The organism is Pseudoalteromonas sp. APC 3495 (genome assembly GCF_030407645.1).
GTDB lineage: Bacteria > Pseudomonadota > Gammaproteobacteria > Enterobacterales > Alteromonadaceae > Pseudoalteromonas > Pseudoalteromonas tetraodonis.
The window spans coordinates 83,573-103,946 of sequence record NZ_JASDDA010000009.1; the positions used below are offsets into that span (position 1 = coordinate 83,573).

17 protein-coding genes are annotated in these 20,374 nt (G+C 40.3%); 5 read left to right on the forward strand and 12 right to left on the reverse strand.

Going from position 1 to position 20,374, the window contains the following annotated elements; genetic code table 11:
- Positions 1 to 136 precede the first annotated feature (136 nt).
- Genes QL984_RS05845 through QL984_RS05860 form a run of 4 tightly spaced genes read left to right on the forward strand, consistent with a single transcriptional unit; the run spans position 137 to position 3,623 of the window.
- On the forward strand, positions 137 to 1,171 hold the full coding sequence (locus QL984_RS05845; protein ID WP_013463934.1) for a CDP-glycerol--glycerophosphate glycerophosphotransferase: 1,035 nt from the start codon (positions 137 to 139) through the stop codon (positions 1,169 to 1,171).
- 6 nt (positions 1,172 to 1,177) lie between these two features.
- Positions 1,178 to 1,864 carry an ABC transporter ATP-binding protein gene (locus tag QL984_RS05850; protein ID WP_028834508.1) on the forward strand — a complete coding sequence of 229 codons (687 nt, stop codon included), beginning with the start codon at positions 1,178 to 1,180 and terminating at the stop codon, positions 1,862 to 1,864.
- Positions 1,861 to 3,108 carry an ABC transporter permease gene (locus QL984_RS05855; RefSeq protein WP_036955792.1) on the forward strand — a complete coding sequence of 416 codons (1,248 nt, stop codon included), beginning with the start codon at positions 1,861 to 1,863 and terminating at the stop codon, positions 3,106 to 3,108. Before QL984_RS05850 ends, QL984_RS05855 begins: the two co-directional genes overlap by 4 nt.
- A 14-nt stretch (positions 3,109 to 3,122) precedes the next feature.
- Positions 3,123 to 3,623: a DUF3299 domain-containing protein gene (locus tag QL984_RS05860; RefSeq protein WP_036955789.1), complete on the forward strand. Its 501-nt coding sequence runs from the start codon at positions 3,123 to 3,125 to the stop codon at positions 3,621 to 3,623.
- Positions 3,624 to 3,671: 48 nt separating this feature from the next.
- Here QL984_RS05860 and QL984_RS05865 read toward each other — a convergent pair whose 3' ends face one another.
- The 11 genes from QL984_RS05865 to QL984_RS05915 form a co-directional block, all read right to left on the reverse strand.
- Positions 3,672 to 3,920, reverse strand: coding sequence for a hypothetical protein (locus QL984_RS05865; protein ID WP_231485782.1), 249 nt, complete (start codon positions 3,918 to 3,920; stop codon positions 3,672 to 3,674).
- Between the two features lie 30 nt (positions 3,921 to 3,950).
- Entirely contained in the window at positions 3,951 to 4,520 is a 570-nt protein-coding gene (locus tag QL984_RS05870) for a DUF2799 domain-containing protein (protein ID WP_081844594.1), read from the reverse strand.
- Between the two features lie 172 nt (positions 4,521 to 4,692).
- On the reverse strand, positions 4,693 to 6,132 hold the full coding sequence (gene tldD, locus QL984_RS05875; RefSeq protein WP_036955786.1) for a metalloprotease TldD: 1,440 nt from the start codon (positions 6,130 to 6,132) through the stop codon (positions 4,693 to 4,695).
- The gene (locus QL984_RS05880; RefSeq protein WP_036955783.1) at positions 6,129 to 6,968 is read right to left on the reverse strand and encodes a carbon-nitrogen hydrolase family protein; all 840 of its coding nucleotides are present in this window, start codon (positions 6,966 to 6,968) and stop codon (positions 6,129 to 6,131) included. The genes tldD and QL984_RS05880 overlap by 4 nt, the downstream gene beginning before the upstream one ends.
- Entirely contained in the window at positions 6,965 to 10,813 is a 3,849-nt protein-coding gene (locus tag QL984_RS05885; RefSeq protein WP_036955781.1) for a YhdP family protein, read from the reverse strand. The genes QL984_RS05880 and QL984_RS05885 overlap by 4 nt, the downstream gene beginning before the upstream one ends.
- Positions 10,813 to 12,285: a ribonuclease G gene (gene rng / locus QL984_RS05890; RefSeq protein WP_013463925.1), complete on the reverse strand. Its 1,473-nt coding sequence runs from the start codon at positions 12,283 to 12,285 to the stop codon at positions 10,813 to 10,815. The genes QL984_RS05885 and rng overlap by 1 nt, the downstream gene beginning before the upstream one ends.
- Position 12,286: 1 nt before the next feature.
- On the reverse strand, positions 12,287 to 12,856 hold the full coding sequence (locus QL984_RS05895) for a Maf family protein (protein WP_013463924.1): 570 nt from the start codon (positions 12,854 to 12,856) through the stop codon (positions 12,287 to 12,289).
- Complete coding sequence (gene mreD / locus QL984_RS05900; RefSeq protein ID WP_016900308.1) at positions 12,856 to 13,335, reverse strand: rod shape-determining protein MreD; 480 nt, start codon at positions 13,333 to 13,335, stop codon at positions 12,856 to 12,858. Before mreD ends, QL984_RS05895 begins: the two co-directional genes overlap by 1 nt.
- A complete protein-coding gene (gene mreC / locus QL984_RS05905) occupies positions 13,328 to 14,170 on the reverse strand; it encodes a rod shape-determining protein MreC (RefSeq protein ID WP_016900309.1) in 843 nt (280 codons plus the stop codon). The genes mreD and mreC overlap by 8 nt, the downstream gene beginning before the upstream one ends.
- The gene (locus QL984_RS05910; protein ID WP_013463921.1) at positions 14,170 to 15,213 is read right to left on the reverse strand and encodes a rod shape-determining protein; all 1,044 of its coding nucleotides are present in this window, start codon (positions 15,211 to 15,213) and stop codon (positions 14,170 to 14,172) included. The genes mreC and QL984_RS05910 overlap by 1 nt, the downstream gene beginning before the upstream one ends.
- Before the next feature lie 134 nt (positions 15,214 to 15,347).
- On the reverse strand, positions 15,348 to 17,354 hold the full coding sequence (locus QL984_RS05915; RefSeq protein ID WP_013463920.1) for a formylglycine-generating enzyme family protein: 2,007 nt from the start codon (positions 17,352 to 17,354) through the stop codon (positions 15,348 to 15,350).
- A gap of 335 nt (positions 17,355 to 17,689) precedes the next feature.
- On the opposite strand from QL984_RS05915, the gene QL984_RS05920 reads away from it, so the two are divergent.
- Positions 17,690 to 18,598, forward strand: a complete 909-nt coding sequence (locus QL984_RS05920; RefSeq protein ID WP_013463919.1) for a pyridoxal-phosphate dependent enzyme — start codon at positions 17,690 to 17,692, stop codon at positions 18,596 to 18,598.
- A gap of 29 nt (positions 18,599 to 18,627) precedes the next feature.
- Here the strand turns inward: QL984_RS05920 and QL984_RS05925 are convergent, their stop codons facing one another.
- Complete coding sequence (locus QL984_RS05925; protein WP_013463918.1) at positions 18,628 to 20,274, reverse strand: EAL domain-containing protein; 1,647 nt, start codon at positions 20,272 to 20,274, stop codon at positions 18,628 to 18,630.
- Between the last annotated feature and the right edge of the window lie 100 nt (positions 20,275 to 20,374).

The window sequence follows — 20,374 nt, forward strand, 5'->3', positions numbered from 1 at the left end:
AAGCTCAATCTTAGGCTAAAAACAAATCATCTCAGTATATTTATCTAGCTGGCGCATTGGGGTAAACTTGCATGATTACTTGCCCTAAGGAGCTAGCTTGAACTATTTAACTGCCACTAAGAATAAGAAATATTTAATGTATATTTCTCAAAATTATTCCTATGCTATTTTAAGGCCTTTGCAAGCAGAAATATTAGCTCAAGGAGGGGAAGTTAAATGGTTTTTAGAAGGTGATAATGTTAATCCTGACTTTTTGAAAAGTGATGAAAAAACACTAAATTCTATTCATGAAATAAATCAATGGGCGCCTGACGCAACCTTTGCACCAGCGAACTCTATCCCTACATTTTTTCCCGGAAAGAAAGTGGCTGTTTTTCACGGCTTTGATGCTGGAAAGCTAAATAAAAAAGGCCAAAACGATCACTTTAAAGTGCGGGGCTGCTTTGATTTATATTGTACACAAGGCCCAAATACAACGGCTCCATTTACGGCGTTACAAAAAAAATTGGGTTATTTTAAGGTAGTAGAAACAGGTTGGCCTCCCCTAGATCAATTTTTTAACGGTAACTCAAAGCCTAGCCACATTGATGAAACAGACTCTCGCCCAACAGTATTGATCTGCTCTACATTCTCAAAACGCTTATCTCTTGCACCTAAACTTTATGAACAAATAAAACACTTTAGTGAAAGCGGTAAATGGCGACTCTTAGTTCAGTTTCATCCTAAAATGGCACAAGAGTGGGTTGATAAATACAAAGCGTTAAGTAATGACAATCTAACCTTTGTTGAAACAGACAATGTTATTCCTTTATTACAATCTGCTGATGTAATGCTGTGCGACACTTCATCCATATTACTGATGTTTTTGGTACAACGAAAACCAGTTGTAACGTTTTGCAATAAAGCACCTGAAAAACACTTACTTGATATTACGGATAAAAATAACGTTGAAGCCGCAATAGACTACGCACTAACTTACCCAAAAGAACTTGTAGATAATATTGAAGCTTTTTGCCAAGAGTTACACCCATACACAGATGGTAAATCAAGCCAACGAGTACTTTGCGCAACCAATGAACTGTTGCATAGTGATGAAAAGCTCAAAGCAAAACCGCTTAATTTTATTAGACAATTTAAAATGCGCAAAAGACTTAACTATTGGAGTTGGTAAGCCGTTATGATCAACCTTGAGAATGTCTCTTTCAAATGGCAAAAAAGCGCAGTCACCCCGACTCTCGCTATTAAGCAGCTTACGATTAATGCTGGGGAACATGTTTTTTTACATGGTCCAAGCGGTAGTGGTAAATCTACCTTACTAGCGCTACTGGCAGGCATTAATGTAACCACTAGCGGCCAACTTTGTGTTTTAAACCAAAACCTAAGTGCGCTCACCAACGCACAGCGCGATGCATTTAGAGCGGATCATATTGGCTATATTTTCCAAAACTTTAATTTACTACCTTATTTAACCCCATTAGAAAACGTGTGTTTAGGGTGCCAATTTTCGAAAAAGCGTCAGCAACACATGCTCAGCCAAGCCGATAATTTAGAGAGTGAAGCAGCCAGATTACTCAATGCACTGGGGTTAGAGGCGCACTTTCATAATCAAAATGTTGCCACTTTAAGTATTGGGCAACAACAGCGTGTTGCTGCAGCACGCGCATTTATAGGCAGCCCTGAACTTATTATTGCCGATGAGCCTACTTCAGCACTTGATACCCAAAATCGTGAAAGCTTTATTAAGCTGCTATTTGAACAAGCAAAAAAAAGTAACAGCACGCTTGTTTTTGTCAGTCACGATGAAACATTAAAGCCACTCTTTAGCCGCACAATCGACTTAGTAAGTTTACAAGGTGATGTATGATTTTATTTAAACTTGCCTATAAAAGTTTGCTCAATAGACGTGCCAGCGTATTACTCACATTGCTCACTATCGCGATTAGCGTCATGTTATTACTCAGTATTGAGCGCGTTCGCGTGGATGCCAAAAGTAGTTTTAGTAATACCATTTCGGGTACCGATTTAATTGTTGGCGCACGTACTGGCGATATTCAATTACTACTCTCCTCGGTGTTTAGGATTGGCCATACCAACAATGGGGTGAGTTGGCAAAGCTATCAATACATAACAAAACAGCGCGGGGTTAAGTGGAGCATTCCTATCAGCCTTGGAGATAGCCACAAAGGCCAAGCAGTCTTAGGCACCACACTCGATTATTTTAAGCACTACCGATTTGCCAAAAAACAGCCCTTAGTATTTGAACAAGGACAGGCTTTTTCTAGCATCAATGAAGTTGTTATAGGTAGTGAGGTTGCAAAAAAATTAGCTTATCAAATTGGCGATGAAATCGTTATTTCTCATGGTATGGGCAATACTAGCTTTCATCATCATGATGATAACCCTTTTAAAGTGGTCGGTATCTTAAAGCCTACCGGTACCCCAGTGGATAAAACCTTGCATGTGCCACTGGCGGCAATTGAGCTGATCCATGGTGGCGGCCATCATGATCATGACGATCATCATGATCACTCGAGCCATGCATTAATTGGGCACCCAAAACAAATTACCGCCTTTTTAATGGGCTTCGACTCACCGCTTTATACGCTACAAATTAGGCGCAACATTAACCAATATAAACAAGAGCCTCTATTAGCGATTATGCCCACAGTCACTTTAAAAGAGCTTTGGGAAATGCTGGCAATAATAGAAAAAATACTGCTGTTATTTTCATTTGTGGTGGTCATTATTAGCTTGCTCGGTATGTTAACCACACTACTTGCTAACCTTAATCAACGCCGCAGAGAATTGGCAATATTACGCTCTGTGGGTGCTCGCCCTTGGCAGTTATTTTCGCTGATCAGTATGGAATCACTGCTCACCACCTTTTTAGGCTGTTTGATAGGGTGTATTTTATTTTATGCACTTATGGGCACTACGGCGGGTTACTTGCAAAGCCAAGCAGGGGTTAGCATTAATATCAGTATGCTCTCTGACTATGAACTCACTTTGATTGGCGTTATTATGGCTGCGGGATTCATTATTGGTTTGATCCCCGCAACACGCGCTTACTTTTATTCTCTCAGTGATGGTATGAGTATAAAAATATAAACTTTAGGATGATCATGACGTTGTTTAAAGTAACTACACACTCTTTAATGCTATTAAGCGCAGTGCTAATTAGCTTTGCTAGCGTTGCAAATCCATCCAAGGAAATTTTTTGGGAAGACCTCATACCCGAGGGCCATGTACAAATAGATACTCAAGCACAAGCTAATCACGAAGGCAGTGAACAAAACTGGGTACAACCTGATTTAGACGCGCCAGTTGTTAAAGCACTTGATGGGCAGTCTGTTAGCTTACCTGGTTTTGTTGTACCTCTTGAAGGCGATAGCGAACTTATCACCGAGTTTTTATTAGTCCCTTACTTTGGTGCCTGTATTCATGTGCCCCCGCCGCCGCCAAATCAGCTGGTTCATGTGACCATTAAAGGCGGTGTCCCTATCGATAGCTTATACGATGCGATTGTTGTAACGGGTATTATTAAAACGCAAACTTGGTCTGGCGAAATCGCCCAAGTAGGTTACACAATGCAAGCTGTCGGTGTTGCTCCTTTTGAGCTTTAATTCTTAAAATACAGAGCCCACTCTATAGTGGGTTTTTATTTTGTTCTATCAACCACCCGTTCTTATATCTCGTTCAAGTTCAGACTGCGTTTTCACTGGATGACAAGTCGACTTCACCGTGCTCTTATTGCTTTCATCTTCGTCAGAACTAAAAATTGTGTAGCTATAGTCTGTTTCAACTTCACCACCTAAGCACTCATGCTCTGCAAATACTTCATCTCCATAACCCTCTGGCATTTCTTTTGACGCACACCCACTGAGGATCAGAAATGTTATTAAAATTGACATTACTTTCATATTAATCACCTTAAAAGAACACGTTATAAATTATAGTTCGTACTCAAAATGCCATGATGGAAGCTTGTTGAGTAATGGCAGAAGTGCTTTTTCTTTTCTTAAATCACGACGCTCTCTCTCCAACTGTTCTCGCTCTCGGCGTAACTCTTTACTTTGGCTACTTGACGGTTTATCACTCGTTAATTCATCACTAATAGATTGCAGCCGCCAATTAATATTATTAAGTCGATCATCTATCTCGGCTTTCCTTGCTTCAAATTGATAACGCTCATTACCTTCTTGCCATGCTTTTCTAAACTGTGTGTCATTACAAATCCCGTTATACGCATCGCCTCGTAAACCTAGGGTAAAGCCATTTTCAGGCTCACAAAAGGCTGCGAGCCCCTGTTTGTAACCAGCTTGATAATCATCTAATTTTGCAGTGATGCCAAATTCACTACAAGCAGATATGATTTCTCTGCCATGTTCAAATGTATACCCTTGCTCACCATGACTAAAGCCTAGATTTGTCCAATTGGCCTGTATACATTCATCCTGAGACAAAGAAGAGCATCCTGATAGCAATATGAAAAACAGTAAAAACAAGTAACGACTAGACATTATTTTTCCTAAAATAGCCAAACTCAACTAAGTACCTATTCTAGGGCGAGATAAAGGTAAAGTGAATAATAAAAATGTAACAAGCTATTCTAATAAACCTGAAATTTAGAATAAAAAACCTTGAAAGCATGCACTTTCAAGGTTTTATTTATAGCGTTTTACAGTTATTAAGTTAAGCAGTACCACCTACCGTTAACTGATCAATTTTCAAACTTGGCTGGCCTACGCCTACTGGTACACTTTGACCGTCTTTACCACAAACACCGACGCCTTTATCAAGTGCTAAATCATTACCTACCATAGAGATTTGTTGCATAACCTCAGGGCCATTACCAATTAAGGTAGCACCTTTAATTGGCTGGGTGATTTTACCATTTTCAATTAAATACGCTTCTGAGGCACTAAATACAAACTTACCCGAGGTGATATCCACTTGGCCGCCACCAAAATTGGGAGCAAACACGCCTTTTTTAACCGTGCTGATAATATCAGCTTGGCTATGCTCGCCGCCTAACATGTAAGTGTTGGTCATACGTGGCATAGGTAAATGCGCGTATGATTCCCGACGAGCATTACCTGTTGGGTTTACCCCCATTAAACGCGCGTTCATTTTATCTTGCATATAGCCTTTTAAAATACCGTTTTCGATAAGTACGTTATAGGCTGCAGGCGTGCCTTCATCATCGACATTAAGTGAACCACGGCGATCGGCCATAGTGCCATCATCAACCACAGTACATAGCTCTGAAGCAACTTTTTGACCTACTTTACCGCTAAACGCAGACGCGCCTTTACGGTTAAAGTCTCCCTCTAGGCCATGACCTACGGCCTCGTGCAACAACACGCCTGGCCAGCCATTACCTAATACCACTTCCATAGTACCCGCTGGGGCATCAATAGCTTCTAAGTTTACTTTAGCTTGACGAATGGCTTCTTCTGCAAAACCCATCCAACGCGGCTTACCATCTACCAGCTCTTTAAAGTAACCATAATCTAGGCGCGCACCGCCACCAGCACCGCCACGTTCACGACGACCATTCTTCTCTAGCAATACAGAGCAGTTTAAACGGATCAGTGGGCGAATATCGGTAGCAAAGGTGCCATCGCTGGCTGCAATTAATACTTCTTCGTATACCGCAGACATTGAGCTAATAACTTGCTCAGCATCAGGGGCTAATTCGCGAATATAATTTTCAAGCTCACGTAACAAATTAACTTTATCGGTATCGCTCATACTAGAAATTGGTTGATGCGGTGCAAACTGCTGCTTTGCAGCCACGTCACTAAATACTTTAACCGCTTTATCTTCACCGGCATCGGCAATACTACGAGCAGCGGTGGCTGCTTTGTTTAACGCTTCAAGATTAATTGCGTCTGAATACGAGAAACCGGTTTTTTCACCGCTTACAGCCCGCACACCCACACCACGCTCAACGTTATAAGAGCCTTCTTTTACTAAGCCGTCTTCTAATACCCAAGACTCATGATGGCTCGATTGAAAATAAAGATCGGCATAATCAACTTTGTGCTGGTGAATATAAGCTAATGTTTTTTCGAGTTCTTCTCGATTTAGCTGGCTGTCGTGTAATAAATGCTGTTCAACCGAATTCATAATAATGGCTCTCTAAATCGTTGGTGAGATTGCAACGGCATATCTCGTCTAATTTTGTGTAACTGGTTTAAATCTACGGTGCAACTAATAAAACCAAGCCCTGTTGATTTTTCACTTAATGTTTCACCCCAAGGCGATAACATGAGGCTGTGACCATAAGTTTGCCTACCGTTTTCATGCGTTCCATATTGCGCTGCAGCAATAACATAACATTGCGTTTCTATAGCTCGCGCTGCAAGTAGCGGCTGCCAATGCGCTTTACCTGTTGGAACAGTAAACGCACTGGGTACTAATATAATTTCGGCGCCTTTGCGAACTAAGGCATTAAATAAACCAGCAAAACGCAAATCATAACATACTGTTAAACCAATTTTACCAAAGGGCGAATCAACAACCACAACCTCATCGCCGGCTTGAGTAAAATCGGATTCTCGGTAGCTGCCGGTCTGGTCATCTACCTCAACATCAAATAAATGTATTTTGTTATAGCTTGCAACAATATCGCCTTGATTATTAAATAAATGAGAGGCGGCGTAATACTTATGCTGGTTATATGGCTCTGGTAACGTGCCAGCGTTTAACCAAATGTTGTGTTTACGGCACAATTCACTGAGTTGCTGTTTGTACTGTTCAATGCGCTGTGACACTAACAACGTATCACCTGCGTGTTTACTAAACACTAAAAATGCTTCTGGTAAACACACTAGCAGCGGACGAGCTGTCGGTAAGGTTTGTAATGCCTGTTTTAATTTTGCAATATTATCATCAGGGTTTAAGCCTGAGCACATTTGCAATGCGATAATCGCAGGAGATGAGTTTATGTGTTGTTTATTCATTGTGTGGCGCTAACCTCGGCATCTTTAAGTTTTAACTCTGAGGATGCTTGTGGCTGGTTTTGTGCTGCTTGCGGTAAAGTCACCTCTCGACTCTTACGATCTAACTCTTGTACCTGAGGATCGTTCATTTTGCCTGTTACTTTAAAGTTGATCTCTGAGATCACTCGGGCAGAATGAATCACTTTATCAATTGCTAAAGCTGCAAGCCCCGTTACTGGATTAACCATCCAAGCCACAATCACCGGAATGCTCGAGGTTACTTGTGGTGCCACGGCTAAGTCGTAGTCAATTTCGAGAGTATTTAAATTTGCATACCCTTTTATAGAGAGATCGGCAGGTACCCCATCCATTTTAGTATCTTGGGTATAGGCAATGCCTTTATCTATCTGCATGGTGCCTTGCATGCTGTTATAAAAAAAACCTTTAGAAAATACATCTCTAAAATCAAGCTTTAGCTTACGCACTAATGAATCAAGGCTCAGTAATGAGAATACGCGTGCACCTCCATCACTGATTTCAGTTAAATGGCCTTCGCCTAAATCCCAGCTAATTTCACCATCTAAACTGGCAATGTCTAAATCATAAGGTGCCGCTTGCCAATTTAGCTGATAATTTAGATTGGCGTTTGAGTCTTTAATAGTGGTGGTAATATCAAACTCATTAAATAAGGCGCCAATATCATTACTTTTAAGTTCACCGCTCATCGCCGTTAGGCCATTCTGCCATTGCCCTTTAGTCCGTAATATATGGTCGCCCTTATCAACCACTAGCTCAGAAATAAGCAGCTTTTTACCATCGCCTAACAATGAGGCGCTTACCTTATCAAGCTGATAATGACTTACTTTACAATCGGCACATTCAAATTCAATAGCCGGTAATTTTGTAAGCCATGCAAGTTGTTCAGGGGTTGATTTTTCGCTCGGTTGCTCTGATTCTGTATCTAAAAAATTAAGCCTTAAATAATCGCTATTAATTCGAATCGGCTGACTTGATTGCCCGCTAGGTATAAATACTTCGGCTCTTAACTCTTTGGCATTGAGCTTTAATTGCAAATTATTATTTAGGGGCGATAAACGCATATCAAAATCATTAAACTGCATGCCACTCACGTTAAAAGAGTTAATATTCGCAACCACTTCATGTAAAGGCGGCATCACGCCCGTCGAGGCACTGTCAGACTGCGCTTTAGCTACATTAATAATTTGATCAATTAAATCAACCCAAGGTAATAACTCACTTTGCGTTAAATTAATACTCACCGCTAAATTTTGTGAGTTAAGCCCTAAATCTTTTTCACCGATAATAAAATGAGCGTTGGTAAACTGCGATTGAGTATTGTCTAGAATGGCATTGAAATAAAATAACTCATTAATATTTGCAGTGATCAGATTAGAGATATCATCACCTTGAATAACCGCACTCAGAGGCCAAATTTGCTCACTGCTTTTTGTATATACTCCTGGCAAGGAACTATTTAAGCCAATAAGTGGCGATTCAACTTCGGCACGATAGTTAAACCCTTGCTCGGTAAAATTAAGCTCTAAAGCAATATCAACGTCACTTTGCCCGCTTAAGTAACCATCTAAAATACCTTGACCATGGTTTATGAGTGTTTGCGCATCAAGCTGAGCATTTATATTTATATTAGCGCGATAATCCTCTGCGTTTGCGTCACTAGTGTAGTTAATCGTTAATGGCATACCAAGCCATGTAGCCGTAGCATCGGTGAGGTTTATTTGTTGATTATTAAAGCTAAGTTCACCCTTTAAATGCTCAAGCGAAATACCGGGAGCAGAAATATAAAGAGGTGAGTCGAGTAAATTAACCTTACCAGTTACACTCGCTCCGCCCTCAAATTGTGAACCGATTAGCAATTCAATGTTTGCGCTGGCAAGCCCCTGTCCTTGCACAACATTAAAAATATCAGCTAATGGATTTGCTAAAGGCGTGGCGACAAAAAAATCGTGCATTTTTTCAAGCTCAGCTTGCTTATCAATACTAACCACCAATGGCGCATCGCCCATTAAGTCATCAATACTCACATGTACACTACTGCCAACGTCAAGGTTTACCAGTTGGCCTTGCTGGCTATAAATATCCATTCGCTCATTTGCAAAATGCAGCTTTACACTGGCATTTGTGACTGCTTGCCAAGCCGGATCGAATTGATAGGTAGCATTATCTATTTGCGCTAAAACATCAAACTGCCCAGAACCATCGTCAAATGGAAAGCCTGATAATGGACCAGAAAATAACACCTGGGCATTTGTTACTTCACCTGATTTTATTGCGCCATTTAAATAACTAACTAACTCAGGGCTCATTAACGTTAAAGGAAAATAATGACCGGCAATACTGGCATCGGGGGCAAATGCTTCGGCATATAAATCTAAGCGAGGCGTCTTACCTAAACTTAATTTCATCTGTGCACTTAAGGTCACTTCATTGTTATCAAACCACAGGTTATCACTACTAATATGCCAATCGCCTGAGCGCTTAGCTAAATCTAATTCAATGTTTAGCTGGTTATAGTCAATATTATTACTAAAACTAGCACCTGTAATTAAGTGGCTGTTTTCACCAAAAATAGTGATCCGGCCATATTGCTGATTAACCAATCCATCAACCCTTAAGGATTGAGCGGCGGGTACGGCGTTTTTTTCTTTCCAGCTAATTTCATCGGCTTCAAACCACAACTGCCATTGCTTTGCATCGGCAAACTCTAGATACGCGTTTTTTATTTCACCACTGGGTTGGCGAGCTAAAAAAGGAGTTAAATCAGTAAAATTAGTTAATTCTGCTAAATCATTTAATAGGGCTAAATCGAGTTGCTGCAGCCATATTTTATTTTGCTTGCCTAATAAAGCTTCAAATTCGAGGCTAGGCCACGTTATTTCGTTGGTACTAAACGCTAAGCCGGTACTTTTTAACCGCCAGCTATTTTGCTCAGGGTATAAATGAAATCCCCCTTCACTTAGGCTGACCTTTTGTGTTTGATCATTGAGTTGCCAATTTACCGCACTCGGTAACCACTGTACTTTTACGTCACTTACTAAGCCTTGCTCTAGCCTAAGCCATGCTTGTAAGTTTAAATCACTATGCAGTTGCTGCTTTTGAGTATTTATATACTGGGCCAACCAATTTGACACATCAACCTGATTAGCCTGCACATATAAATCGCCCACCATTTGCTCTAAGGTTTCACCTTTGAGCGCAATACGGGCATCAAAATTACCCACAGAAATTCCCGGTAACGCTAGGCTACCGCTACCAAGATGCTGTTTATCTTGGTTTTGCCATACAATGTTTTCTAATAATAGTTTACGTTCTTTGTTATCTTCTAGTACAAAGCTGATGCTGGAGTTTTCTATTGCAAAGTGACCGGTTTCGCCTAAAAACAGTCCTTCTATTAGTTCTTTTTGCTCAAATGAAACTTCATCTTGATTACCAGCAAATAAATTAGCGACATTAACCTTGGTATGAAAGCCATTGATCACAAAGTAATTTGATTTAAGCTGCAGCGACTTTAAACTTTCCCAAAGGTTTAGCTCTAAACTGGTTTTAGCTATGGTTAAAGAGATAGGGGCTGTTTGGTTGTCTTTAAATGATAATTCTTCGAGTACTAAAGCGGGACCACTGCCTTGCCAACTTGCTGATATAGCACCTATAGATAAACTAATATCAAACTTATCATCAAGGTAGCTTTCTATATCTCCTTTATAATCGTTTGCGTAGGGTAAGGTGTATTTTAAAATAGAAACAATCACGGCCAGTAGTACTAAAATTACAGCACTTATTTGCCATAATTTTCGCACACAATAAAAACAGGCCGCTTTAAATTTCATTACATCATTACCACATCAAACTGCTCTTGGCTGTATAAACTTTCAGTTTGAATATTGACCTGCTTTCCAATAAATAGTTCTAATTCGGCGAGGTTATGATACTCATCATTTAATAGCGCTTCACAAACTGCAGGCGAAGCATACACTACAAACTTATCTGCATCGTAAGCGCGATTAACACGTACTATTTCACGAAGAATTTCATAGCAGACTGTCTCAACTGTTTTTTGTGAGCCTCGCCCTGAACATGCTGGGCATACATCACACAATACATGTTCTAGGCTTTCGCGGGTACGTTTGCGGGTCATTTCAACTAAGCCTAATGCCGACAAACCATTGATATTAGATTTGGCACGATCTTTATCGAGTGCAGATTCTAATGAGTGCATTACACGGCGTTTATGCTCATCGCTTACCATATCAATAAAGTCGATAATAATAATACCGCCCAAATTGCGCAGCCTTAGTTGACGAGCAATAGCAGAGGTTGCTTCTACGTTGGTATTAAAAATAGTTTCTTCAAGGTTACGGTGACCAACAAAAGCGCCTGTATTTACATCAACAGTGGTCATCGCTTCAGTTTGATCTATGATCAAATAACCACCCGATTTTAAAGTAACTTTACGATGCAGTGCTTTTTGAATTTCACTTTCTACATCAAATAAATCAAAAATGGGGCGCTCACCTGGGTAATACTCAAGCACTTGTGATAACAAAGGCACAAACTCTTCAGTAAACAGCTTAAGCTCTTGGTAGGTAAGCTTAGAGTCAACACGGATGCGCTCCATATCTTCACCAACGTAATCACGTAACGTTCTAAAGGCAAGTGTAAGATCTTCATGCAAGATACTGGCTTTGCTTGTTTTTCTGCGTCTAGAGACAATTTTATCCCAGAGCTTTTTTAAAAAAGCTGCATCGTGTCTCAGCTCCGCTTCACTTGCGCCTTCAGCAGCTGTTCTGACAATAAAACTACCGTTTTCATCGCCGTATTCGGCTACAATTTTTTTCAGCCTTGCACGCTCTTCTTCCGTTTCGATACGCTGACTCACCCCAACATGTGTCGCATCAGGCATAAACACTAAATACCGTGAAGGTATCGTGATATCAGTGGTTAAACGTGCCCCTTTGCTACCCAAAGGGTCTTTAACCACTTGCACCATAATGTACTGACCTTGGCGAACCAGTTCACGAATATCTTGGACTTTTTTAATCGGCTCGTCGTCAACGCCCTCAACAATAGAGGCACTATTAACGATATCTGAAGCGTGTAAAAAGGCGGCTTTCTCTAGGCCTATATCAACAAAAGCGGCTTGCATACCTGGTAACACGCGGCTTATTTTACCTAAGTAAATATTACCCACGATACCTAAGTTACCAATACGTTCTAGCTGAATTTCTTGTAATACACCGTTTTCGATTAGGGCAACGCGACTTTCACTTGGCGTGACATTGATCAGTAGTTCTGTACTCATGCTACCCTCTTAAGAATGTATTTAATAATTGTTCTGTCTCATATAAAGGTAAGCCGACAACGGCAAAATAGCTACCCGAAATATGCGTTACAAAGCGCCCACCTACCCCTTGGATACCGTAACCACCGGCTTTATCTTGAGGCTCGCCCGTTTGCCAATAAGCATGTATTTCTTCATCACTGAGCGTTTTAAAGGTGACATCTGTACTGACCACACAACTGAGTACTTTATCTGATGTAGCAAAAGCGATGGCAGTTAACACTTGGTGCGTGTTCCCTGATAAGCGCTTTAAGGTTTGAGTAAAATCGTCTTTATCTCGAGGCTTACATAATGATTGGTTATCCATCACCACCACAGTATCACTACCTAGCACTGGCCGGTCAGTATAACCTTGCTCTACGCCCATTTGCGCCTTTAAACGCGCTAAACGCTCTACATAGTCATGCGGGCGCTCATTAACAAACTGGCTTTCATCGGCATCAACACTAAACTGTGAAAATTCAATACCCAATTGGGTTAGAAGCTCTTTACGACGGGGAGACGCGGAGGCTAAATATACTGCGCAAGTCATTATCTGATCCTAAAATGTCTACGGTATTTTCGAAGTAATAAAAATACCCATATCCAGCTCAACATGCCTGTTAATACAGGCCATAAGTAATGTGGGCTAAAATAAACGCCAAGTAAAAAGTGATTTAACCAAAACTGCATTAAGTGGTAAAGCGTTAAGAACAAGCCTATAAGTAGGCTTTGTTGCCACAATGAAAAATTGCGAATTTTTTGGAAGTTACTTGCAGTAACAAAAATACACACTGAATAAGTTAAGGAATTAACACCCAATGAGGAGCCTGTTGCTAAGTCAATTAATAACCCAACAACCCAAGCAGTCCCTATATTTAGTCGATGCGGTAAAGCCAAAGACCAGTACATAAGCACCAACAGCACCCAATCAGGACGAAATGGTTCAAGTGAAAAAGGTAACGGCATTAGCGCCATTACTAATGCAAAGAAAATACTTAATGCGATTAAGAGCATATGACGGTTAATCATCACCCATCAACTCCTGCTGATTTAGCCATAACACCACTAATAACCGAATTCGATCTAATTGAGCTATCGGCTCAGCAAATACTTGCGCAAAAGGTTGGCCTTCATCACGAGTTATTTCGGTGATCACAGCAACCGGATAACCTTCAGGAAAGGTACCACCTAGGCCAGAGGTCACCAGCACATCACCAATACGAACATCTAAGCTATGCGGCACATGTGATAGCTTTAGCACGTTAATTTTACCGATACCTTCAACCACTGTGCGCACATCGTTTCGTAATATACGCACCGGTGTTGCATGGGTGGTATCTGTAATTAACAGCACCCGCGAGGTTGTTGAACCAACTTTAGTCAACTGCCCGACTAACCCCATATCATCAATCACCGCTTGGCTTTCGCTTAAACCATCGGTGGTTCCCCGATTTATCACCACTTGGTGACTATAAGGATTTGAATGAACAGAAAGTACTTGAGCAATAATTTTACGATTGGTGTGTTTAGAGGAAGAGCCAAGTAATGCACGAAGTTTTTGATTCTCTTTTGCTAAAAACTCATACTGCTGGATTTGCTCACTTTGCAATACTTGCTTCTTTTTGAGTGCTTCGTTTTCGGTTAGTAACTGCTCACGGGTATGCAAACTTTTGGCGCTAAAGCTAAATACTTCGTAAGGTAGGTTAGCAACATAAATAAGTGGACTGACCAACGTATTCAAACTAGTACGAATGTTCTCGCCACCTTGCGTGTACTTGTCTCCAAGGATCAATACGATACTCAAAAGCACTGCGACAAAAAGTCGCAGTTGCAAAGAAACCGTTTTTTCAAACATTGATTTCATTAATCGTAACTAAAAACGTCACCACCGTGCACATCAATCATCTCAAGTGCCTTGCCGCCGCCACGTGCAACACACGTAAGTGGATCATCAGCAACAACCACTGGAATGCCCGTTTCTTCCATTAGCAGGCGATCTAAATCCTTAAGTAATGCGCCGCCGCCAGTTAACACCATACCATGCGCTGAAATATCAGATGCCAGCTCAGGTGGAGACTGCTCAAGCGCCACCATGACAGCGCTTACAATTCCCATTAGTGGCTCTTGTAATGCTTCTAAGATTTCATGCGAGTTAAGCGTAAACGAACGAGGAACGCCTTCTGCAAGGTTACGACCACGCACTTCTATCTCTACTGGTTCGTCTGTTTTAAATGCCGATCCAATTTGGTGTTTAATATTCTCAGCGGTGGCTTCACCGATTAAGCTACCAAAGTTACGACGCACATAATTAATAATGGCTTCATCGAACTTATCACCACCAATGCGTACTGAAGATGAATACACAACACCATTAAGTGAAATAATAGCGACTTCTGTTGTACCGCCACCAATATCAACCACCATAGAACCCGTTGCTTCAGACACCGGTAAACCGGCACCAATTGCAGCTGCCATTGGCTCTTCGATTAAGTAGACTTCGCGAGCACCTGCACCCATCGCTGATTCACGAATTGCACGCTTTTCAACTTGGGTGGCTCCACAAGGAACACAAATAAGCACGCGTGGGCTTGGGCGCATAAAATTATTATTGTGCACTTGTTTGATGAAGTGCTGTAACATTTTTTCAGTAACATAAAAATCAGCAATCACACCGTCTTTCATTGGACGTATAGCTTTAATATTACCAGGCGTACGGCCCAACATTTGCTTAGCTTCTGTACCTACAGATGCAACACTTTTAGGTCCACCAGCACGCTCTTGACGAATAGCAACAACTGAAGGTTCGTTTAATACAATACCTTCTTCTTTTACATAAATTAGTGTGTTGGCTGTACCTAAATCGATCGATAGATCGTTTGAAAAAATACCACGGAGTTTTTTAAACATGAGGCTGGATGACCTTTGAAATTCGTTCTTATTGTAGTTGCGCTTACTTTAACATTCTCAACACAATGAGCAATGTAAAGCGCAGCCGTCTTTGTAATCATTAAAAAGAGGAAGCACCGCTTCCCCATTAAATATTATCGTTCGCTCATTAAGCGAAAGCCAATATAATTAGCTCTAAAATCTGGCGCTAAAATTAAACGCGTTGATGCACGAGCAAGGCTAGGGGCAAAATTCCATGCACCTCCGCGAACAACGGCATCTTTTTTATTCCCTGTGCTACTAGTCCATTCCCATACATTGCCTACAGTATCGTATAAGCCAAATGCATTTGCAGAAAAAGATCCAACGGGAGCCGTGCGTTTATTCGACCACTCGCTACCACACCAACCACAGTTAGCTAGGTTTTTACCAATTTCGTTACCCCATGGGTACTCTGTCTCAGTGCCTGCACGCGCCGCATATTCCCACTCAACCTCAGTAGGTAAACGATACGTTTGCGCTGTTTTATCAGAAAACCATTCAGCGTAAGCAATAGCATCATTTTTTGTCAAACACACAGCAGGAAACTCATTGGTTTGCTCAAATCCTGGAGCACGCCAATTTAAGCTTGCTTCCCAAACAGGTTCGCCGTTGAGGTAATATGCGCAACCTTTGCCTTTTTCAGCTTCGGTTTTATATTGCGTTTCGTTTACAAACGCTTCAAATGCGCCAACAGTCACTTCTTTGCTCTGCATAGCAAAAGATTCACTAATCGTTTTTTCAACCACGGGGCGTTCATTTTCAAGCCCATTGCCGTTTATATCACCCATTTTAAATTTGCCAACGGGGATCATCACTGCTGATGGGTCCACCATAGGTGGGCGTGTATCAACTTCCATTCCTTTTGGGCAATCTGCTTGTATTATTTGCTCTCGCTTTTTAGTCGGTGCAGCAATCGACTCTGACTTTTTTTCCAACTGAGCAAAAAGCGTTCGCGTTTTCTTTAAGTCAATTCGCGCTTTATAAGGGATGTAACCCTCTTTGCGTATTTCTAATTTATGCAAACCACGTGGTAAGTTCGTCACCAAACGAGTAGAACCTACTCGAATATCATTAATAAATACTTCATCGCCGTGTACATTAGAGCGTAAGGTTAACTGAACTAATTGATCTTTCTTGTTCTCAGCGACCACTTTAGGCTTTTTATTAACTGTTTTAGCGACAACGGCAGCGGCTTTATTATCCCCATTATCGCTGAATGTTAACTGACTATCAGAGAAAGTAGTGCTATAAGCTGGCTGATAAGTATTTGCCAGCGGGGTACCATACTCTAAACAAAAACTATTATTCACACTAAGTAAGTGACATAAACGACTGCTGTTTACATCTCCGCGCATAGTAACGCTTAAATTGACGTTGTAATCACCTTGCCCGCTAAATGCGCTCTTAATCACGTGACTACTTAAAATTTGTACTTGTGCCCCAGCCATGTCTCGCTTAGGTTCAACAAGACGTTTTTCTGTAAGATTTTCAAATATTTGATCTAAAAAACGTTTAGTTGCCTTTTTCAGCCCTATTTGCTGACCGCTCTGCTCACATGCCGCCAGTGTTTCAGTGCGCTTACAGTTAATGGTATGGTCAACTTCAAGCGTACCCTCTCGGGTAAATTCATTGCGTAATCGCTCTACACGCGCCGTAGTATATTGCACTTTTAAGCTTTCAATCGTGTTTTGAAGTGCATGTTTATCAGCGCGAATTTGCTCAATATCTTTTAGATGGGATGCAATTGCCGCCAATTGCATAGAAATATCATTTTTATTTTGTTCTTGATCAACAACGGCTTTTTGATAACGCGATTGTGCAGAGGTAATGTCTAGCGACGGATTATCAATTAAACGCCGATACATATCATTCATCGCCTCCAACGCTTGGTTTTTTTCTTTATCAAGCTGTGTGGAACGCGTTCTCAGCAATTCAAGTTGTGTTTGAAGTTGGTTCTCTTCTTTTAAATATTTGTCGAGCATCGTCGTTGAACGAGTGTATTCTGTTTGTTTCGTATTAATCTCTGATTCAATTCTGTTTACAGTAGTTGTATCTTGTGCAAATACTGTGCTTGCAAAAAAGCTAGCAGAAATTAACAGAGATAAAGGAGCAATTCGCATATATTCCAGTCCCAAAAAAGCGGCAATTATTTGGTTATTATTATTTTTTATAATAAAACCTTATGCTATGTACTTGAAGCACAAAACACAAGCTTTGTTCATTTATTATCTCAGTTTACAACTATTATCCCGTTTCATGCCAGTAAATAACCGTTTCATTTGTACTAAATAGCTAATTTATTTAACAACACCGAGATTTATCTGCATTTTACGCTATTAAGATGCCAATTTAGCCGCGTATTCATATTTTTTAGTTTGCTTAAGTAATAAAAACTGAGTCAAAATAACGCTATTACACAGCACATTCATCATGTAACTAATGAAAAAGAGCGATAATGCCAATACCATTCAGTATTAATGAACATAGCTATTTACAAACAATTACCAGTGAATTACTAACAGACAAGAAAATAACTTTAACTATTAAGCGCGATGATTTATTGCATCCACTTATCAGCGGTAATAAATGGCGAAAGCTCAAATACAATTTAGTTCGTATGCAACAACTGGGTAAATCTGAATTACTTACATTTGGTGGTGCTTTTTCAAATCACATTCATGCGTGCGCCGCTGCTGGTAAAGAGTTTAACTTAACAACCCACGCAATTGTGCGCGGCCCACAGCTTGATCTAAATAATCCTACTCTAAAATTTGCACAGCAATGTGGTATGCAGTTACATGCAGTCAATCGTATAGAGTACAAACAACGACATGATGAAGCCTATTTAGCCGCATTACAGGCACGCTTTCCAAACGCATACATTCTACCTGAAGGAGGCACTAACGAGTTTGCTATAGAGGGATGTAAAGAGCTTGCTCAGAGTTTACCTGAGCACGACTACTTAGTCTGTCCAACTGGCAGTGGCGGCACCTTGGCTGGATTGATAGAGGGCAGCTCAAATAAAATCAACCTACTAGGGATTGCTGTTTTAAAGCAAGCCGACTACCTGCGGGACGAAATACGCGCTCTTAGCCCTAAAGCAAAATCACAAAATAACTGGCAACTACTTACGCAATTTCACGGTGGTGGATATGGTCGTTTTACAGCTGAGTTATGGCAGTTTTGCCAACACATGCAGCATCAACATCAATTACCCTTGGAGCCTATTTACAGTGGTAAAATGATGTACGCACTTTGGCAGCTCATCAATAATGATTACTTTGCCCCTAACAGCAAAATTATTGCAATACATACTGGTGGGTTGCAAGGTTTAGAAGGGCTAAAATATCGCAAATTAGTGTAGAGTATATTTAACTTGTTAATTGCTTAGCATTAGTGAAATGCGACTTGAGTATAATTGGGGAGTAATTTAGAAAAATATCCTCCTTGCGCGCCGCTAATGCCTATTACTTTTAAAAGTTGCAGCTCCTGAGGCGTCTCTACATCAAGTGCAAAGACTGACAAGCTCAATAATCTACTTATATGCACAATCCCCCTAACGTATTTTTGTTGTGAATTACTGCGCTCTATCCCATGGACAAGTTCAGAAGCTAAGTTAAGTCCTGATATTTGTTTATTAAGCGTAAACTTAAAAATATTTTTACTGTTTCTCACATCATTAATTACAATATTGCAGTTTAGTGCCGCTATTGCTGCAAAAGCGCCTTGCAAACGTAATTGATTATTTAAGAATTCTGATTCATTTATAGAAAATTGCAGTGTATGTTGGTTTTTTAAGTCATTGATATAAGCAGTTAACCAGCTCCAAAACTCGTTATTAAACCAGTTTTTAGGATGTAACTTAATACTAATAACTGACGATGATTTATCTATAAGCAATAGTTTTTTAACTTGCATAACTACCGCTTGATCGTGCAACAGCGCCTCACCTTCGCTATAAAATTGACTGATACTTTCTTGATTAAGTAATTGTTTATTTCCCCTGTCATTACTTTTAATTGATACGTAATGCTTAATAATAGCGCCGCTATCGAGCTCGTATACTGGTTGAAATAAAATAGCTAATTTTTGCTTTTTAATTCGTTGTGATATTGAGTGTCTATCGAGCTTTTGGACATGACCATAATTTAACGCTAATTGGTGATAATGCTTAACTCGATTTTGCTGCGAGAGAGTAAGTGCCGACTTTGCCAACTGATACACCATAACCTGATCAGCCTCGGAATAATAAGTACATAAACCTACTTTTACATGCCTCTGTGCAGTTCTTGGCGCCAATACATGAGCGGCACTTACAATGCATTGATGTAAATATTTAGCGCAATTGAGTTTATCAATTGCATCAATCCCTTTGAGAGTAAAAGCGAAATTGCCTGCAGTTAATAACTTAACGGATATTTCAGTCGTATTAATAAAGTCTTTTGCCAATAAGACTTTAAGAGTCGCTTGTAAGTCAGTGTTTGCATCAAAATGGCATTCACACTGAATAAGTGCAAATACATTATATTTAATTGCTTCCTGCACATTAGTTGTCGCTATGGGAGCGAGCTGTAAAGAACTCACTTTGGGTGCATAACGTACTTTCTTATTATTAAAGTGCTGCTGACGTTTAGAGGTCATTGTGCTGTTTTTTATTGTTTTAGGCTTTTTAAAACGTCGAATACAAAGCATAGCGAGCAAAAGAACCGCGTTTATTATTAAAAACAAATAGCTATAGCTATACCAAACTGGCCATGAGTAGAGCAAAATTCCTTTTGAGTTAGCGCTAAAATAATGTTTTTGTTTTTCTATATAAATAGAGTTTTTATTAGGGGCGAGCGTAAAAGGCGTATTTGCAATAAGTTGTTTTTCATTGGCCAATGGCTGTTGCAATTGCTTCGCTAGCTTTAAACCAACTTGCTCGTTTTGATGCTGTAAAACCAAACTTAAACCGCTATTAATAATCACTAGCAAGGCGATACACAGAGCATAAAACAAAGCATTTGAATAATTGGTAAAGTGAAATTTACTGACTTTCATAACCCACCGGCACATCAAATAAGTTATTAAAGTGTTGTCTACTATTTGCAATTGTACAAGCCAACAATAAAAGTTTAGCGAAGGTTTAAAAGTTAGTACT

Excerpts from the sequence above, each read along its gene's own strand:
- QL984_RS05920 (WP_013463919.1), top strand. The coding sequence starts at position 17,690 with ATGCCAATACCATTCAGTATTAATGAACATAGCTATTTACAAACAATT.
- mreD (WP_016900308.1), bottom strand. The coding sequence starts at position 13,335 with ATGATTAACCGTCATATGCTCTTAATCGCATTAAGTATTTTCTTTGCA.
- QL984_RS05865 (WP_231485782.1), bottom strand. The coding sequence starts at position 3,920 with ATGAAAGTAATGTCAATTTTAATAACATTTCTGATCCTCAGTGGGTGT.
- QL984_RS05855 (WP_036955792.1), top strand. The coding sequence starts at position 1,861 with ATGATTTTATTTAAACTTGCCTATAAAAGTTTGCTCAATAGACGTGCC.
- rng (WP_013463925.1), bottom strand. The coding sequence starts at position 12,285 with ATGAGTACAGAACTACTGATCAATGTCACGCCAAGTGAAAGTCGCGTT.
- QL984_RS05925 (WP_013463918.1), bottom strand. The coding sequence starts at position 20,274 with ATGAAAGTCAGTAAATTTCACTTTACCAATTATTCAAATGCTTTGTTT.
- QL984_RS05850 (WP_028834508.1), top strand. The coding sequence starts at position 1,178 with ATGATCAACCTTGAGAATGTCTCTTTCAAATGGCAAAAAAGCGCAGTC.
- mreC (WP_016900309.1), bottom strand. The coding sequence starts at position 14,170 with ATGAAATCAATGTTTGAAAAAACGGTTTCTTTGCAACTGCGACTTTTT.
- QL984_RS05860 (WP_036955789.1), top strand. The coding sequence starts at position 3,123 with ATGACGTTGTTTAAAGTAACTACACACTCTTTAATGCTATTAAGCGCA.
- QL984_RS05885 (WP_036955781.1), bottom strand. The coding sequence starts at position 10,813 with ATGAAATTTAAAGCGGCCTGTTTTTATTGTGTGCGAAAATTATGGCAA.
- QL984_RS05870 (WP_081844594.1), bottom strand. The coding sequence starts at position 4,520 with ATGTCTAGTCGTTACTTGTTTTTACTGTTTTTCATATTGCTATCAGGA.
- QL984_RS05880 (WP_036955783.1), bottom strand. The coding sequence starts at position 6,968 with ATGAATAAACAACACATAAACTCATCTCCTGCGATTATCGCATTGCAA.
- QL984_RS05895 (WP_013463924.1), bottom strand. The coding sequence starts at position 12,856 with ATGACTTGCGCAGTATATTTAGCCTCCGCGTCTCCCCGTCGTAAAGAG.
- QL984_RS05845 (WP_013463934.1), top strand. The coding sequence starts at position 137 with ATGTATATTTCTCAAAATTATTCCTATGCTATTTTAAGGCCTTTGCAA.
- QL984_RS05910 (WP_013463921.1), bottom strand. The coding sequence starts at position 15,213 with ATGTTTAAAAAACTCCGTGGTATTTTTTCAAACGATCTATCGATCGAT.
- tldD (WP_036955786.1), bottom strand. The coding sequence starts at position 6,132 with ATGAATTCGGTTGAACAGCATTTATTACACGACAGCCAGCTAAATCGA.
- QL984_RS05915 (WP_013463920.1), bottom strand. The coding sequence starts at position 17,354 with ATGCGAATTGCTCCTTTATCTCTGTTAATTTCTGCTAGCTTTTTTGCA.